14 protein-coding genes are annotated in these 17,415 nt (G+C 67.4%); 1 reads left to right on the top strand and 13 read right to left on the bottom strand.

Annotation, left to right across the window (positions count from 1 at the left end; genetic code table 11):
* Positions 1-356 precede the first annotated feature (356 nt).
* Entirely contained in the window at positions 357-965 is a 609-nt protein-coding gene (locus G6O54_RS34375; protein ID WP_205679130.1) for a hypothetical protein, read from the top strand.
* 294 nt (positions 966-1,259) lie between these two features.
* Here the strand turns inward: G6O54_RS34375 and G6O54_RS34380 are convergent, their stop codons facing one another.
* The 13 genes from G6O54_RS34380 to G6O54_RS34440 form a co-directional block, all read right to left on the bottom strand.
* Positions 1,260-1,937: a CAP domain-containing protein gene (locus G6O54_RS34380; protein ID WP_165234617.1), complete on the bottom strand. Its 678-nt coding sequence runs from the start codon at positions 1,935-1,937 to the stop codon at positions 1,260-1,262.
* Between the two features lie 639 nt (positions 1,938-2,576).
* A complete protein-coding gene (locus tag G6O54_RS34385; RefSeq protein ID WP_165234621.1) occupies positions 2,577-5,657 on the bottom strand; it encodes an efflux RND transporter permease subunit in 3,081 nt (1,026 codons plus the stop codon).
* A 27-nt stretch (positions 5,658-5,684) separates the two neighbouring features.
* Positions 5,685-7,295, bottom strand: a complete 1,611-nt coding sequence (locus G6O54_RS34390) for an efflux RND transporter periplasmic adaptor subunit (RefSeq protein WP_165234624.1) — start codon at positions 7,293-7,295, stop codon at positions 5,685-5,687.
* 133 nt (positions 7,296-7,428) lie between these two features.
* Positions 7,429-7,929: a hypothetical protein gene (locus G6O54_RS34395; RefSeq protein WP_165234628.1), complete on the bottom strand. Its 501-nt coding sequence runs from the start codon at positions 7,927-7,929 to the stop codon at positions 7,429-7,431.
* A 351-nt stretch (positions 7,930-8,280) separates the two neighbouring features.
* On the bottom strand, positions 8,281-8,763 hold the full coding sequence (locus tag G6O54_RS34400) for an alpha/beta fold hydrolase (RefSeq protein WP_165234631.1): 483 nt from the start codon (positions 8,761-8,763) through the stop codon (positions 8,281-8,283).
* Positions 8,764-8,769: 6 nt separating this feature from the next.
* On the bottom strand, positions 8,770-9,951 hold the full coding sequence (locus G6O54_RS34405) for a glycosyltransferase family 2 protein (protein ID WP_165234634.1): 1,182 nt from the start codon (positions 9,949-9,951) through the stop codon (positions 8,770-8,772).
* Between the two features lie 15 nt (positions 9,952-9,966).
* Complete coding sequence (locus tag G6O54_RS34410; RefSeq protein ID WP_165234637.1) at positions 9,967-10,647, bottom strand: lysophospholipid acyltransferase family protein; 681 nt, start codon at positions 10,645-10,647, stop codon at positions 9,967-9,969.
* Positions 10,648-10,886: 239 nt separating this feature from the next.
* Complete coding sequence (locus G6O54_RS34415) at positions 10,887-12,455, bottom strand: phytoene desaturase family protein (RefSeq protein ID WP_205679131.1); 1,569 nt, start codon at positions 12,453-12,455, stop codon at positions 10,887-10,889.
* Positions 12,456-12,494: 39 nt separating this feature from the next.
* Positions 12,495-14,051 (bottom strand): phytoene desaturase family protein, encoded by a 1,557-nt coding sequence (crtI, locus tag G6O54_RS34420; RefSeq protein WP_165234639.1) that lies wholly within the window; start codon positions 14,049-14,051, stop codon positions 12,495-12,497.
* 288 nt (positions 14,052-14,339) lie between these two features.
* A complete protein-coding gene (gene recA, locus G6O54_RS34425; protein WP_165234642.1) occupies positions 14,340-15,422 on the bottom strand; it encodes a recombinase RecA in 1,083 nt (360 codons plus the stop codon).
* Between the two features lie 74 nt (positions 15,423-15,496).
* A complete protein-coding gene (gene thpR, locus G6O54_RS34430; RefSeq protein ID WP_165234645.1) occupies positions 15,497-16,114 on the bottom strand; it encodes an RNA 2',3'-cyclic phosphodiesterase in 618 nt (205 codons plus the stop codon).
* A 55-nt stretch (positions 16,115-16,169) separates the two neighbouring features.
* A complete protein-coding gene (locus G6O54_RS34435; RefSeq protein WP_165234648.1) occupies positions 16,170-16,625 on the bottom strand; it encodes a hypothetical protein in 456 nt (151 codons plus the stop codon).
* Between the two features lie 107 nt (positions 16,626-16,732).
* Positions 16,733-17,314: a hypothetical protein gene (locus tag G6O54_RS34440; RefSeq protein ID WP_165234651.1), complete on the bottom strand. Its 582-nt coding sequence runs from the start codon at positions 17,312-17,314 to the stop codon at positions 16,733-16,735.
* Positions 17,315-17,415 lie beyond the last annotated feature (101 nt).

The following is a 17,415-nucleotide window of genomic DNA, read 5'->3' on the forward strand; positions in this document are numbered from 1 at the left end:
AGTGTCATGCTGCTGCGGGAATCGACCTTGCCAGGTTGCGGGAAAATGGCGAGGATGCCGCGCCGAAGGGCCAGGATAGAACCGTCCTCCGAACGACCCGTGGCAGAAGCCGTCAGGCCGGGAATGAGGGGGACCGGGCTCCGGGCCGACGATTTTCACTTCAACGCGGACCGGGCACATCTCGAAGCCCGGGGTTGCAAGCGGATTGCGATGCCGCGACGGGAAGGCGGAGGCGGTAGGGCCGACCGGCCCGGGACCGTCCGTTGGCCGGCCTGCGAGGGCGTGCGGGAGAGAACGGCACGGCGGGTCGGATTCGCGCCGAGCCGGGTGGTCCAATCAGGATGGGGCCTCGAATCATGCGAAAGACGCGGATCGCGGCGGCGTGCCTGCTCGGGTTGGCCGTCTCGCTGTCGGGACCGACGGGCTGCTCCACGATGGGCCCGTTCCATGCCCCCCATCTCTCCAGGATATTCTCGCCAAGGCCCGTGGCGGAGAATCCCCTGGCCATCCCGATCACCGACTTCGAGGTTGTATGGAGGAAGTCGGTCGAGGTGACCGACCGGTACTTCGACATCGATCGCGAGGACCGACTGGCGCACACGATCGTTACTCAACCGAAGATCGGCGCGACCTTGCTGGAACCCTGGAGCGGCGACTCGGTCGGCTTCACCGAGCGGCTTGAATCGACCCTCCAGACGATCCGACGCTTCGCGATCGTGAAAGTGGAGCCGGCCCCGACTGGTGGATACCTGGTGAAGGTGGAGGTGTGGAAGGAGCTGGAGGATATGGTCAAACCGGACCGCGCCGCGGCCGGTCGTGCGGTATTCAACAACGACTTCCCGGTGAACCGGACCCACGAGATCATCGGGCCGGTCCCCGCGCCCCTGGGGTGGATCCCTCGCGGCAGGGACCCGAACCTGGAACAGGCCATCCTGGCGGGGATTCGGGACTCGCTCTTTCTTTGAGCATGAGGTCGTCGGCGTCGGGGCCGCGTCCGCGGCGCTCCGGCGAAGCCCTGCTGTGACTCCCCTCCGGTGAACACGACTCCCCCGCTTCTGCTCCGTCCCGGATCGTGGATCCGAGGCGCGCAGCAGGCTCCGGCCAGCAGCTCGAGCAGGGACTTCGGGGGTTTCACCGACTGGGAGGCATCCGGGGTCCCGCCGAGATCATCGCGGGTCGACACCCGATCGCAGACGCCTCGGAATCCTTCCTCGCTTGCCGGTCATCGGCAGCGAATCCTCATCGCCTTCGCGACGCCATCAGTAGGCGTTGAACGTCCAGTAAGCACCGGCCGCTGCGATCCCGATCCAGGTGATCGTCGGGTCCAGGAGGGCCGCCCGGTGGGCCGGGGACGCCATCCACATGGCTCCGGGGAACACTCCGCCCGCGGCCGAGTTCTGACGCCGCGCCGGGCCCATCACGAAATGCCCCAGGCCCCTGGCGAGCTGCGCGTTGTTGTTCTGCGCGGCCCAGTTGCTCAGGTTCTGGTCCAGGCTCACGGGAGCCAGGCCGTAGGAAGCCCGGGTCGAGTTGAGCCAGGAGAGGAATCCATAGGGATCATCGTAGCCCGTTTGGGCCGGAGCCGCCTGGACGGTCTGAACGGGCTGAGGCTCGGCCACGGGGACGGCATACGAGGTCGGTATAACCTGGGCGCCGTTCGCCGTCTGCGTCGGCTCGGGCGCTTGATTGGCCTGCGGAGCCGTGGCGTACTGCGGAGCGTACGTCGGCTGCTGATAGTAGTAGTATTGGGGGGTCTGCGTTGCCGCGCGGGGATACGAATAGGCAGGCTGTGAGTAATACCTCGGTGCCTGATAACCGCGGGCGGGATAGTAGGTGTACTGCTGGGCGGAGACCTGAGAACTCGCCCCTAGGCTCGCGAGGAGGACCAGCAATGCCGCGGCGGACCTGCGGGCCGAGGAATTCGAGGGGATGGACAATGGACCTTCTCCAAGGAGGAAACACGGGAGGACATCGCGACGCACGATACCCGCACATGCCGGCTGGAAACCCGAATCCGGGAAAACCGGAGTTCTGATTCCCGCAGCAACCCGTGTGAGGTGCTAAATTGGGACATGGTTCCACAAAATGCAACACGTTTCTGGGATGTTGAAAAAAATCAACACTGCCACAAAAGCGATTGCATGTGAATGTGTTCTGTCGATCATGTTTGCCGACTTTCCATGTTGCCGTGTTGAGGTCGGACGGCGGCTCGGACGCAACTCGCTTGTGAGTCTATGAAAGCGACAAGTGACGCAGAAATCGGTCGGGCGGGTGATTGCATTTCCTGTCATCATCTTGCTGAATTGGGCCACGATTTGCATTTGTCGATTATTGATGTGTAGACACGATATCTATTCCCGCTTGCAGAATCACACGACTCAAACCTGGGCGGGCGTCTCGACGAACGGCCGGTGATATTCATTTGGGAAGGTGAGTGCGCACGCCCGCCGATCCATCGAGCGTGGAGGGGATCGGACAGGTCGCCGTGCACGGAGTCCGGCATCCTGGATTGGGAAGAGGCCCGACCCGTGCGCCGGATCGGGCAGGAAACCCGGCGATCGAAGCTTGACGGGTGATCAGGCCGAGGCCGAATCGGTCGTGGTGAACCAGGGATAGATGGCCGGGAGCACGAGGCAGGTTAGCAATGTGGAAGTGAAGAGGCCGCCGATCACGACGGTGGCGAGAGGACGCTGGATCTCGGCCCCGGGGGTGGTGGCGACTGCCATCGGGATGAAACCCAGGCCGGCGACCAGGGCCGTCATGAGGATCGGGCGGAGGCGGACGATCGCCGCTTCTCGGGCCGAGGCGTGGGCTTCCATGCCCTCGGCGCGGAGATGCTCCACCGCGCTGACCCAGACCAGGCCGTTGAGCACCGCCACGCCGAAGAGGGCGATGAGGCCGACGGCCGCCGAAATCGAGAACGGCAGGTCCCGCAAAACCAGGGCGAAGATCCCTCCGGTCGCCGCCATCGGGACGGCCAGATAGATCAGGAATGCGAGCCGCATGGAGTGGAAGGTGCTGTAGAGGAGGAGGAAGATCAGGAGCATGGCCACGGGCACCACCACGGCCAGCCGCTTCGAGGCCGTCTCCAGGTGTTCGAACTGCCCTCCCCAGCGGAACTGGTAGCCCGGGGGCTTTCGAACCTGGGCATCGATCGCGGCCTGGGCCTCGGCCACATAGCCGGCGATATCGCGGCCACGGACGTTCACGCCCACGTAAGCCCGGCGCTGGACGTTCTCCCGCTCCACTTCGCTGGGGCCTTCCTCGAAGGCCAGGTCGGCCAGGTCCTTGAGCGCGACCGGGCGTCCGACCGAATCGACGATCCGGATCGAGCCGATCCGCTCGGCGTCGTTCCGCCAGGCCTCGGGCAGCCGTACTCGGATCGGGTATCGCCGTTGGCCCTCGAAGACCGTGCCCGCCGTCGTCCCCCCCAGCGAAGCGACGACGTCCAGCACATCCGAGGCCTTGATCCCGTAGCGGGCGAGCTGGTCGCGGCGGACGTTGATCCTCAGCATGGGGAGCCGACCCGACGAGGGGACCTTGATGTCGCGGGAGCCGGGGATCTTCGCCAGCACGTGTTCCACCTCGTCGGCCAGCCGGTGGAGCACGTCCAGGTCCGGCCCGGAGATCAGCACCGCCACGTCACTCTTGACGCCCGCCACCAGCTCGTTGACCCGCATCTCGATCGGCTGGCTGAAGCCGAATTTCACGCCCGGCACGTTCTCGGTCAGGAGCCGGTTCATCTCCTCGATCAGCGCGTCCCGCGTCAGGCCCGGACGCCATTGCTCCTGGGGCTTCAGCATCGTCCAGACATCAGTCTGGTGCACCCCCATCACGTCGTTGGCGATCTCGGGACGTCCCGTCTTGCTGTAGACCAATCGCACCTCGGGGATCGTCTCCAGAAGACCCTCGATCTGCGAGGACGAGGCGACGGCCCCCTCGAGCGAGGCGGACGGGATCCGCACCGCCTCGATCAGCAGGTCCCCCTCGTTCAGCTTGGGCATGAATTCCGCCCCCATGTGCCAGGCGACCGGGATGCTGGCCGCGACGAGCCCCGCGGCCACGCCAAGCGCCAGCCAGGGGCGGCGAATGAAGGCGTCCAGGATCGGGACGTAAAGCCTCTTGAGCCAACGGATTAGCCATAGCTCCTCCTCCCGGGGCCGGTCGCTGAGGCCCAGCGAGGCCATCACCGGCATCAACGAGAGGGACAGGACGAGCGAGCCGGCCAGCGCGAAGATCACCGTCAGCGCCATGGGCCGAAAGAGCTTTCCCTCGGTCCCCTGCAGCGCCAGGATGGGGAGGTAGACGATGGCGATGATCAGCTCGCCGAACATCGTCGGCCGGCGGACCTCGATGGCCGCGTCGCGGACGATGTCCAGCTTGGGGCGAGTCCCCCCCTCGTGGGCCAGCCGGCGGACGCAGTTCTCCACCATGATCACGCTCGAGTCCACGATCAGGCCGAAGTCGATGGCGCCCAGGCTCATCAGGCTCGCCGAGACGCCCGTGGCCAGCATGATGTTGGCCGCGAAGAGCATGGAGAGCGGGATGGCCAGCGCCACGATCAGGCCGCCGCGGACGTTGCCGAGCATGACCAGCAGGACGAGGATCACGAGCGCCCCGCCGGCCACCAGGTTGTGCTCCACCGTCCCCAGCGTCAGGGCGATGAGATGGGACCGGTCGTAGAGGGGCTCGATGGTGACGCCCGGCGGGAGGCTCCTCTGGATCTCGGCGATCTCGCGCTTGACGTCGGTCACGACCCGGCGGCCGTTCTCGCCGATGAGCATCATCACGAGGCCGGTGACGATCTCGCCCCGGCCGTCACGCGTGGCGAGCCCTGCCCGGATCATCGGAGCGGGGTGGACCTTGGACACGTTCCCGATCGTCACCGGCACCCCCGCGCGCTCGTCGATGACGATCGCGGCGATGTCGTCGGACGAGGTGGCCTGGCTGACGCCGCGGATGTAGCGGGCTTCCCCCTCGTGGACGAGGTATCCTCCCCCCACGTTCGAGTTGTTGCTCCGGAGCGCCTCGAAGACATCCGTCATCGACAGCCGGTAGTTGCCCAGGCGGTCGGGGTCCACCTCGACCTGGTAGGTCTTCATCTCCCCGCCGTGCGCATTCACCTCGGTCACGCCCGGGACCTTGCGAAGCTGGAAGGCGATGTACCAGTCCAGGAGGGTCCGCAGCTCCATCAGGCCGATGCCCGATTCGGGTGTCGCCTTCACCTGGAACTGGAAGACCTCGCCGAGCGCCGTCGCGATCGGCCCGAGCGTGGGGTTGCCGTATCCTGCGGGGATGGCCTCCGCCGCGCGAGGGAGTCGCTCGCCGACGAGCTGCCGGGCGCGGTAGATATCGGTCCCTTCGTGGAAGACGATCGTGACGACCGAGATGCCGAACTTGGAGATGGAGCGGATTTGCTCGACACCCGGCAGGCCGCTCATCGCCCCTTCGACCGGGAAGGACAGGAGTGATTCCACCTCCAGGGGAGAGAGCGCCGGGGCTTCCGTGATCACCTGGACCTGTACGTTCGTCAGGTCGGGGACCGCGTCGATCGGCAGGTTTACGGCCGAGTAGACGCCCAGGCCGGCCACGAGCGCCGTCGCCATCAGGACCAGCAGGCGGTTGTTCAGGGATCCTTCGATGATCGCGTTGAGCATGGCGTTTCTCCGGCCTTCCCCGGGTGATCACTCGTCGTCGGTTTCCTTGAGGATCAGCTCGCTCTTGAGCTGGTAGGCGCCCGCGGTCACGACGACGTCTCCCTCATGGATCCCGCCGTCGACCGCCACGCGATCGCCGAGCTCGCGACCCACGACGACCGGCCGGAACACGAAGCCGGCGAGGGCATCGGGCCCGGCCTCGGAGGCGGCCTCGGCGGTTCCGGGCCGAGGGGTTTTCGATGGCGCGAAGACGCCCGACTTGCCATCGATCTCGACGAGAGCGGCTCGGGGGACGGTGAGCACCTGTTCCCGGGTCGGGCTATCGAGGGCGATTCGCACGAACATCCCGGGGCGGAGCAGGCCGTCGCGATTCTCGGCCTGCGCCAGCAGCGCGACGGTGCGGGTCTGCGGATCGACGATCGCGCCGACGGAGAGGAGCTTGGCGCCGAAGGTCCGGTCGCCGTAGGCCGTCGAGGAGAGCCGGATGGCACCCCCTTCCACCGTCGGCAGCTTGGCCACGTCGGACTCGGGGACATTCGCCGTGACCCAGACGGAGGCCAGGTCGGCGACCGAGTAGAGGACCTCGTTGAGTTCCGCCTTCTGGCTGGCCACGACGGCCTTGGCGATGACGGTGCCGTCGAACGGCGCGACGAGCTGATAGGCCGTGACGTCCTCGTCGATGGCCCGGGTGTCGGCCCGCTCCGGATGATCGAGGAGGTCCCGTATGTTCTCCTCGACGCCGAGGATCCGGAGCCGGTGGGCGGCGTCGACGACCTCGGATTCGGCGAGCCGCACCCGCTGGTCGGAGAGTCGCTTCTCCTGGCTGGCGTCGAACTTCACCTGCTCGATGGCGGCATACAGCTTCGCCTGGAGCCCCTCGCGAGTGTGGCGGGCGACCACCGCCGGATGCTCGCCGATGACCTGTTCGCTCCTCAGCCCGGCGGTCTTCTCCTCCTCGTGGGCGGCGATGTCATACTCCGCGTAGGCCTGGAGGAGGGTCCCCCGGTACATCCCCAGCGGCTTGTCGGCGAACTCTCTCTGGATGGCGCTCGGGTCGGTCCCCTTGCGGATCTCGGGGATGAGGAGCTCCACGGCCGCCGCGACATCCGACTTCCACGAGTTCTCGATCCTCGCCGTGCTCAGCTCGCGCTGGCGGGCGCGAATATTCAGGCGGGCGGTGCCCACCTCGGGGCTGTCAATCGTGACGAGTGGCTGAAGCTTCCGGACCCGTTGCCCGAGGGTCGCGTGGACCTCTCGAACGACGCCCGCGGCCCTCGGCCGGATGTCGATCCGCCGGTCCGCGTTCACCTCGATCCGACCGGAGACCCCGAGCTCCCTCGCGACCTGATCGTAACGGGCCGCACCCGTCTCGATCTTGGCGGCCTTGACCTTGGTCGCAGGGAGGAAAACTGTCGCCGGGGCGGCCGTCGACCTCGGCTCGGTGGCCACTGCCGGGGCGGCTGGCGATACCCCGGCCTTGAACGCCTCCTCCAACGCGGCGTACCTGCGCCGGGCTTTCTCGAAGTCGAGCGCCAGATGGCCGGCCAGAAGGGCCAGGCAGGCACCCATTCCTAACCAGGGCAGCAATGCGGGGGCGAGCCATCGCCGGCCCGGACGTACCAGGACTGGTGAAGCCATGACCGTTACTCCGACGGATGCCTCGTCGATTCAGTTCAATTGGGGATTCTGATTGTGGCGCGGGGGCGCGAAGGCCCCCAAGCAGTGCCGGAGAACCTCGGCTCGACTGGCACGCTACCCGGGCGGTTCGGCCTCAGCAGTTGCGCCGTTCGCCGCGGACCGAGGTGGATTCGGCCGCGGGGCGCGCACGATCCCCCGTTGCGTCGAGGCGACCGGGATCGGGCGGGATTGGTGGGACCTCGATCGTGCACAGGATCGGCCGGAGCCGGCCGTCGGGCCCCGTCGCAAGTCCCTGGAAGAGCCTGCGGGGTGCTTCCGTGAAGGCGAGGGATCGGCCCCAGTCCGGTGCCGATGCATCGATGGGGAGATAGGCGTGGAGGGCGGGTCCAGCCGGAAATCCCCGATGGCCCAGGTCGTTGGTCAGGCCATCGGTCTGCGGGGGCTCGCTACCGCGGCCGCTGGGAACGAACCAGTGCCAGTGCAGGATGGACACGTCCGCAGCCCGACCGGCCGAGGGATGCCAGCGCAACAGGTGCTCGTGATTGGGGCAATTCTCGCCGGCGGCGTCATGATGCCGCACGTTGTGGAAATCGGCCTCAGGCAAGGGGACGTGGAAGAGCCCGGGGATCAGCAAGATGATCCCGAGTCGCCGTCCAAGTATTGCCGTCGCCGACCGAAAGACGCGCACAGACGATCCCCTGCTGGATCGAAACGAGATCCCTCGAATAGGCGCAATTATGGAACCTCATGCAATCGAGGTCAAGCGGACGAGCCAACGACCAGGCTTCGAATCAGCCCGATCCGACGACGAGCCACCCGCGAGGGGAGGTTCGCGCTGAAACGAACGCCGCGGAGGCCGGGTACGGGACAAGCCGTACGGCCGCCGCTGGGCTGACCCGGGCGACGGCGAGGGTCCGACAGGGATCGCCGCCCGCAGGACGTGGATCTCGACGAAGTCGGGGCGTCTCGGACAGGCGGCTCGTCGTCACCCGGACGCATCGGTTGGATGTGTCGCATTACGACAGGCTTGCAGCATCGCAGCCAGCGACTCGGGATCGGCGAGCCGATGTTCGGTCCCGACGACGATCAGGGCCGAATCGGGCAGGCCGCTGGCCTGCACGAGCTCTCGACTGTCGGCGATCGGGATCACTTCATCGGCCTCGGAGTGGAGGATGACCGTCCCCGGCTTGACCATCCCGGCCGAGCCCCACCGCTTCCAGGCCGGACAGAGCAGGACCAGCGGCGTCGTGCCGGCCTCGATGTTCATCGCCACGGCCCCGCCGCGCGACGAGCCGACGACGACATCCGGGGTGTCCCGATCGAATGCGGCCTGGGCCGTCCTGACCGCCCGCTCGAAATCGTCGTCGTCGAGCGGGGGGTTCGTGACCGTCTGGCCGTGTTCGATCAGGTAACTCGGCTTCAGCCCGCCGGGCACCGAGAACCAGCCGTGGAGGAAAAGGATCTTCATGGGAATTCAGGCCCGGGCCTCTGGTTTGATGCTCTCGAGGCCGAACGTAACGGCCGAAGGTTCCGAACGTCCACGCCAGGTGGCAGGCCGGCCCATGAGGCGCCGAAGGATCGAGAACCACTGGATCGCGACCAGGAGCAGGACTCCGAGCGGGTGGAGCAGCGCTCCCGCGACCGGCTGACGAAAGCGGACCAGGCCGGCGAGCCGCGGATAGTATGCGCAGGCGGTCGCGACGCTCGCCATGGCGAGCTCGACGCATCTTCCCGGTCGCGAGGCCGTCAAGGCACTCATGACCAGGAGCAGGATGGGCAGGACCTGGCCACCGAGCAGCACGAGCGTCGTCGGCACGATCAGGGCCGGCGACGCGAGCGCCTCGCGGGCGTTCCTGGCGAGTCCGAGCCAGACCTCCGCGGGCGACCTATACATCCGGCAGGACGCCACGTCGGTCGCGTCGAAGAGGTCGGTCGACAGGCCCGAGGCGCGAAAGGCCCTGGGGAGCTTCAGGCCGTCGTGGAGCGTCGACCGCACGGCCGAGTGGCCGCCGCAGGCGCGGTAGGCCCGCGCCCGGACGATGAAAACCTGGCCGCAGCCCGCTCCCAGTGACGGGTCGCGGCTCCGCCGCATGCGGCGGATCGGCAGGAATCCCAGGAGGATGAAGTGAATCAGGGGGACGAGGAGCTGTTCCATCAGCCCAAGGGTCACCTGCCGGGGTATCCCGCTGGCGAGGTCCGAGTCCGTGACCGACAGGAAGGCCGCCATCCGCGAGACCGCGTCAGGCGCGAGACGGACATCGGCGTCGACGAACAGCAGGAGGGGATGCCTCGCCTCGGCGGCGAGTACCCAGCAGGCGTGCATCTTGCCACACCATCCGGCGGGGAGATCCGGCACCGCCACGAGCCGAACTCGTGGGTCTTGCTCCGCGATTGCCCGCACGATCTCCGCCGTCCGATCCGCCGAATGGTCGTCGGCGACGAGGATCTCGATCTCCGCCCCACGGTTCTCGAGCGCCGCCGCGACCGCCTCACCGATGGCGTCCTCTTCATTCCGAGCGGGGATCAGGATGGAACACGCCGGCGGTCCTCCCGAAGGGAGTGGGCGCGGCGGGGGCGCGTAGGCGCGCAGGTTCGACCGGAAGAGCCAAGCGGGCAGCGCCGCGAATAACAGGGACGTGAGGATCAGGCCGAGCATGACGCCTCGATCGGTTCAGGTCGGCGGCGGTCGCGACACGCGATGTTCAGGCCGAAAGCGTTCGCCCCGGCTCCAGGCGCGTAGGCGTCGCCACGAATCATAGACTCCGCCCACTCCCGAAGTCCCTGCGACGATCAGGGTGAAATCCGACGGGTCCCGGCGGCGGGCCAGCGACGCCAGTCCATCCAGGTTCTGCTCCAACGCCGCCTCAATCCGAGCCGTCCACGTCCCGGGCGAGGCGGCGGGCCCATCGACGATCTCGATCGGGCTCCCGAATCGGATGAGGGCTTCCGGGCATCGATCGTCCCAGAAGGGATACTCGACCGCCACCGGAACGATCCATCCCCCTCGGAGCCGTCGCGCCAGGTGGCCGATCCCGGGCTGGAGCCGCAGAGGCCGCTCCCGTGGGTCGACGAATCGACCCTGGGCGGTAATCCAGAGGGTCGCCTCGGGGCGCGCGAGGATCTCGAGGCTGCGTCGGAGGAACTGGACGCCCCCACGCGAGGTCCCGGGCTCCACGCCGAAGAAGCCAATCCGCTCCAAGAACGGATACTGCGCCAGGCCCGCTCCGTCGATCGGACCGAAATGAGTCCGCCAGGCCGGCATCTCCGCACTCATCGCCAGGGCGATCATCGGATCCCACCAGGACGGATGATTCATCACCATCACCAGCGGCCCACGCCCCAGCACCGGCATCGGCCCATCCGACGCAACCCGCAATGCCCGGAAATGCCGGGCCACGTATCGGCGCGCATACCACCGAAACAGCCCGAAGAGCCTGGGAGAGCGGGCCACGGATCGAGGAGGAGGGTGAATAGCCACAGAGGCACTCAGATCCGCACTGATGATCCAGGAAGTCGAGTGAGGGAGAGCACAACCGAGCCGCCCACCTTCCTGGTTCTTGGGACTCCCTCAGTATGACTTGTCCGTGTTGATCAGAGTTTGTCGGCGGCTAGATTCCCGTCTTTCCACCCGAGGTTGCCCGCAAGCCGGTCCTGGTCCAGGGCATCGGCGGCGATCCAGCCGGACATCATGACCATGGGCATGCCCGGTCCCGGGTGGGCCGCGCCGCCCGCGAGATAGAGGCCGCGAACGTCCGGGCTGCGGTTGGCGGGCTTGAAGGCGCCCGTGAGCCGTCCGTGGCTGGATAGCCCGTAGATGGCCCCGTTCAGGACGCGATAACGGTCGTGGATGTCCTGGGGCGTAAGCCAGCGTTCCAGCCGGATACGTGATTCGAGGTCGTCCAGGCCGGCCGTCGTCCGGAGCTTCTCGATGATCGTCCGCCGATAGGCCGGGAAGATCTCCGACCAGTCCTGGCCGAGTCGGAGATAGGGCGTGTGCACCAGCACGTAAAGCGCCTCGCCGCCCGGCGGGGCGACGGTCGGGTCGGTCCTGGCGGGTGCGCAGACGTAGCAGGTCGGGTCGCCGGCCGGTTCGCCCCGCCCGTAGATGGAGGCGAACTCCTCATGAGGGTCGCGTGAGAAGACGAAGTTGTGGTGGAGGAGTTGATCGTAACGGCGATCGAGCCCGAGGTAGAGCACCACGCCCGAGCATGCGGCCTCGTAGCCCCGCCGCTTCTCGAATCGACGAGCGGCCGGGCGGCCGGCCAGCAGCTCGCGATGGGTGCGGACGGCGTCGCAGTTGGAGATGACCGCGCCCAGGCGTTCGACATGGCCGTCCTCGAGTTCGACGCCGGAAACGGCACCGTCCGGATCGGTCGCGATCGATCGGACTCCCCGGCCAATCTGAAATTCCACGCCGAGATCGGCGGCGAGGCGGGCCAGGGTACTGGCCACGGCGCGGGTGCCTCCGCGCGGATACCAGACCCCTTCGCCCGTCTGGATGTGCGCGATCCCGCACAGGACGGCCGGAGACAGGTCGGGGGACGATCCGACATACTGGGTGAAATGGTCGAGCATCTGCGCGACCCGGGGGTCATCGATCTTCGCCCGGATCAGCCCCGAAACGGTGCTCCATGGCCGCATGCTCAGCACGTCGGATAGCGTCGAGATGCGCAGGGCCTTGGCCGCGTCGAACATGTCGCGAAGGGACCCGATCGACCGCCAGAAGAAGTAGCGATGGGAAATGCTCTCGAGCCGACGGGACAGGCCGTGGAACGCCCTGTAACCGCGAGCCGCACCGCCGGCAGCGAAGCCGTCGAGCGTCCGGACCATTCGTTCGACGTCCGCGTGCAGGTCGAGGACCGATCCATCGGCGAAGAACGATCGCCACTGGGGGTCGAGCGGGATCAATTCGATCTCATCGGCCAGGTCTCGACCCGCCTCGGCGAAAATCCGCCTCAGGACCGAAGGCATGAGCAGGATCGTCGGCCCCATGTCGAACCGATAACCCGCTTCGGAGAGCTCCGCCGCCTTGCCGCCGAGCCAGGGATTCTTCTCGAATAGGACGACGTCGTATCCCCTGGCCGCCAGGGTGCAGGCCGATGCAAGGCCACCGAGCCCACCGCCGATCACCCCGACCCGCCTCGCCATCGACGCTCGCATTCGCTCTCGCTCCAAGCACGTCGCTGTTCCATTCGAGTATCAGAATCTACCCGTCGTGGCGACGACCGGCCCGGCCTGTCGCCCCGCCCTGGGAGCCTCGACGGCGACTCTCAGGCCCAGGTCTTCTCCGATCAGCCGGGAGGTGATCCGCGCGGATTCGTAGATCACCGGCAGGCCGCTCCCGGGATGGGTCCCCCCCCCGACGAGGTAGACCGACTCGAGGTCCTCGAACCGATTCCGCGGGCGGAGGTGGAGCATCTGGGTGAGGCAATGTGCCAGGTTGAACGTGGCCCCCAGGTGGATCTGATGCTGGGACTCCCAGTCGGCGGGAGTCACCATCCGCTCGTGGCGGATCCGCGAGCGGACGTCCCCCAGGCCAATCCTGGCGAGTTGGGATAGCGCCAGGTCGCGGAAGGCGGGCGCCTCGCGCGACCAGTCCACGGTGCTCGACTGGTGCGTCACCGGAACCAGAACGTACAGGGTGCTGCAACCGGACGGAGCCATCGACGGGTCCGTGACACACGCGTTCTGGACGTAGAAGGACGGGTCGCGCGAGAGGACATGACGCGACTCGATGTCGGCGAGGTTCTCCAGGTAATTTTGGGCGAGGTAGATCGTGTGGTGCGGCAGGTCCTCGCATCGGCCCTCGAGCCCCAGGTAGAGCATGAACGTGGAACACGAGAATCGCTTCCTGGCGAGCTTGCGATCGGTCCATCGTCGTCGCAGGCGGTCCGGCACGAGCCGCGTCATGGCCCGGGCGAAGTCGGCGTTGATCACCAGGGCATCGGCCTCGTGGAGCCCGGACCGGGAGCGGACGCCCACGGCCTTCCGGCCCCTGAAGAGGATCTCATCCACCTCGTCCCGCAGCGAAATCCGCACGCCGAGGTCCTCGGCGACGGACGCCATCACCTCGGAGACGCGACCGCAGCCGCCGATCGGGTGGAAGACGCCATACTCGTATTCCAGGAAGGAGAGGATCGAGAACAGGCTCGGGCAGTTGAACGGGGACATCCCGAGGTACTTCGACTGGAACGTCATCGCCAGGCGGACCCGCGGGTCGCGGAAGTAGCGTCGGAGCTCGCCGTCGAGCGAGAGCCACGGCCGGACGTGGGGCAGGGCCTTCATGAGGTGGGGCGAGAGCACGTCGCGCCATCGCACGAACGGCGACTCGAGGATCGGCTTGAGCCCGGCCATCTTGACGCGATTGTCGTCCAGGAATCGGCCGAGCCGCGTGGCGTCGGACGGGCAGAGGGCGGCCACCTCCCGTTCCATCCGGGGCAGGTCGGGGGTCGCGTCGAGCTGCCCCCCCGCGCCGAAGACCAGGCGATATTGCGGGTCGAGGCGGACCATCGGCACCTCGGCGTGGAGGTCCCGGCCGACGGCCTCGAAGATCGACTCGAGCACCCGCGGATAGAGGAAGAACGTCGGACCGAGGTCGAAGCGGAAGCCGTCGCCGCCGATCGTCGTCGTCCGGCCTCCGATCCGGTCCTGACGCTCGATCACCGTCACGTCGCAGCCGGCGGCGGCCAGCAGCATCGCCGAGGCAAGCCCCCCCGGGCCGGCTCCGATGATCACAACTCGCTTCGGATCGCGCATCTCGTCCGGTCGCCTCCTCGTCCTCCCCACCTGACCGGAAGGCGTTGTAGTCCGACCCCCCGAATCGTCAAGGGATTCGGGCGGCCGGCGCCGGTCTCGAGGACGACGGGGCTCTTACCCTCCCCGTCACGCTTGCAGGACTCAGGGCTTGACCGGGCGGCCCGGTTGGCGGAGATCGGTGAAATCGCCCCATACCTGTCGACGCGGGCACGGGGCGAATGAGAGGGACTGCTCGGGCGGGCGAGTCGAAGGCGCACTCTCTCGGCGGAACGGGATGTGCCCGGGCGGTCAATCCTCGCCTTCTTCTCCCTCGTCGGTCGCGCCGTTGGCGCTGAAGGTGGCGGTGTGCCCCTGGCGGTTGGCGATGACCTGGGTGGAGATCTGATCGGCCACCGCGGCGTTGTCGCGGAGGTATTGCTTGGCGTTCTCGCGGCCCTGGCCCAGGCGGAGGTCGCCGAAGTTGAACCACGAGCCGGACTTCTCCACGAGCTTGTCCGCGATCGCCAGGTCCAGGAGGTCTCCCTCGCGTGAGATCCCGTGGGTGTACATCATGTCGAACTCGCAGACCCGGAACGGCGGAGCGACCTTGTTCTTGACGACCTTGACCTTCACCCGCGACCCGGTCACCTCCTCGCCGTCCTTCACCGGCCCGATCCGGCGGACGTCGATCCGGCAGGAGCTGTAGAACTTCAGGGCCCGGCCGCCGGGCGTGGTCTCCGGGCTGCCGAACATCACGCCGATCTTCTCGCGAATCTGATTGATGAAGATCAGCACGCACTTCGAACGCGAGACGCCGCCGGTCAGCTTCCGGAGAGCCTGGGACATCAGCCTGGCCTGCAAGCCGACGTGGCTATCGCCGATCTCCCCCTCGATCTCCGCCTTCGGCACGAGCGCGGCCACCGAGTCGACCACGATGATGTCCACCGCGTTGGACATGACCAGCATCTCGGCGATCTGGAGCGCCTCCTCGGCGCTGCTCGGCTGGCTGACCAGCAAGGACTCGATGTCCACCCCCAGCCGCTTGCACCACGAGGGATCGAGCGCATGCTCCGCATCGATGAACGCCGCCACGCCGCCGTTCCGCTGGGCGTTCGCCACCGAGTGCAAGGCGATCGTCGTCTTGCCGCTCGACTCCGGGCCGAACAGCTCCACGATCCGGCCCCGCGGCAGCCCCTTGCCTCCGAGCGCCAGATCCAGCGAGAGGGCCCCGGTCGAGACCCCCTCGACCTCCAGGTGACTCCCCTCGCCGAGCTTCATGATCGACCCGGCGCCAAACGTCTTCTCGATCTGGCTGATCGCATTGTTCAACGCCTTCGCCTCGGCCGTCTGCGCCGCCGGCTTGGCCTCCTGCGTTCCCTGTCGCTTGGCCACGTCGATCTCCCCTCTGAAGGTCTTCCCGAGTTCTGTACTAACGAACACTACTATATCATGGATCTCCAAAGCAGTCAAGGCGATGCGTCGATTTTCTTCCCGCTCAATTGAGCTGTTGAAAGGGGCGTGTAAGTGGGGCCTTCCGGGTCGAGGGTTGAACTGTACGTGGTGATGGCAGAGACCCGGAAGGTGCCCCCGGTCCAGCCCTCAAAACGGGAGGCCGGCCCCTTGTCTCGGAGTGGCGGTACGGAGGCGGGTCGGGGCCGACGGCGGTCCTCGCGGATCCGGCCGAGTGAGACGTGCGGGGTGAAGCGATCGTCGGGGCGATAGCCGGCGGATCGGCATGCCTCCGCGACGGCCCTCCGGAGCTGGAGCAGGGGGGCCAGGTCGGGCGCGGTCAGCCCGGCCCAGATGACGCGGGGACGATCCGCGTTCGGGAACAGGCCGATGCCCTCGAGCGACAGGTCGAAGGGTCGGTGGGGCGCGGCGGCCTCGGCGACCTTGCGGCAGACAAGGCTCAGGTCGGAGTCCAGTACATCGCCCAGGAACGCAAGCGTCAGGTGGAATGACCCGCCATGCGACCACCGGGCCGCGGGGAACTCCGGTGCCAGGTCGTTCTGCACCTTCCTGAGCCGGGCGATGACCGGCTCGGGCAGGGCTATGGCGATGAACGTGCGGGTGCTGCTGGGCATGCGGCGTGGCCTCGCCAATGGAGTCGTCTGGCCGATCCGGCAGACTGGATCGATGTCAATTGGTCACGTCCGGTTCGCCCCCGATCCCGAGCCAGGTGAGGACGCGGTCGCGGAGCTGGCCCGCCGGGCTTGGATCGTCGTCGTCCATGTACCTCGCGACCTCGCCGGGGCGGATCTCGATGACCATCCGCGTTCCCCGGGTCGCGACCTCGCGGGGGTCGAATCCCTCGATCTGGAATCCGTTCAGCGGGTTGCCCCGCTGAGTGAACTTGAGATTGATGGTCCCCGGCGCATCGCCGTCGAGCCGTACCCTCTCCGAGCCTCCGGCTTCGAGCCGGCCGACGGCGGCCTCGGTCGTGCCGAAGCGGACGATGAGGCCCTCCACCGGGGTCGACCCGTCATTCCGGATCAGGATCTTTCCCGGGGCTCCGCGGAACGACCGGACGGCGACCTCGAGCCCCACGGCCAGGGCGACCAGGCAGGCCAGGACGATGCGGGCGCGGCGCGACATGGGGGGCTCTCCCTCGATCGCCGCGAGCTGGCATGTCACGTCACCCGCGGCGTTACCGAGGGTTTCAGGATCGCGCGCGGAGCCATCGACGACAAGGCGGGCGCCCGCTAGCTCGCCTCGGTTCGCCGCAGGATCTTGAGCGACCGCTTCGGCAGGGGCCAGTGTTTCGAGGGTGGGGTCGTCGGCTCGTCGATCGGGACATAGGCGTCGGCGGTGGTCACCTGCTGGGGCGACCGGCCGTAGTTGGCCAGGACCAGGTACAGGTCGCGGTTGGCGAAGGCCGAGGCCACGAAATCCGCCGGTAGAGGCGTGGCGAAGAGGTCGGAGTCGGAGATCTCCAGGAAGGCCCAGGTGCCGTCCGCGGCGATCTCCTGATACTGCCTCAGCCAGCGCTTGTGGATCGGCCGGGAGTCGGGATCCGGCGGGATCGGATCCCAGCCGCCGTGGAGGTAAGGGCCGTTCGGATGGGCCTGGTAGTACTTCCACGCTTCCGTGTAGAAGCCGTTCTCCGTGACGCCCGGCAGGCGCGGGATGGGGATCACGCCCCGCTCGCCGGTGAGCGGACGTCCTGCTTGAAGGAGGGGGAACTGCATGTAGGGGATCGCGTGCAAGAAATGCTCATCCGGCCCCTCGACCTTCGCGATCGAGCCGTGAATGCACGGGACGAGGTAGGGGGGGTGATTCTTCACCGCCTGTCGGAGGCCATCGGTGCTGCCGACACCCTCGCCGACCCAGACTAGGCTTTCGGACTTTTACAGGAGTCGTAGCGGTTGAAAAACGAGCGGACCAT

This window comes from Aquisphaera insulae (assembly GCF_011064615.1).
GTDB classification, from domain to species: Bacteria; Planctomycetota; Planctomycetia; order Isosphaerales; family Isosphaeraceae; genus Aquisphaera; species Aquisphaera insulae.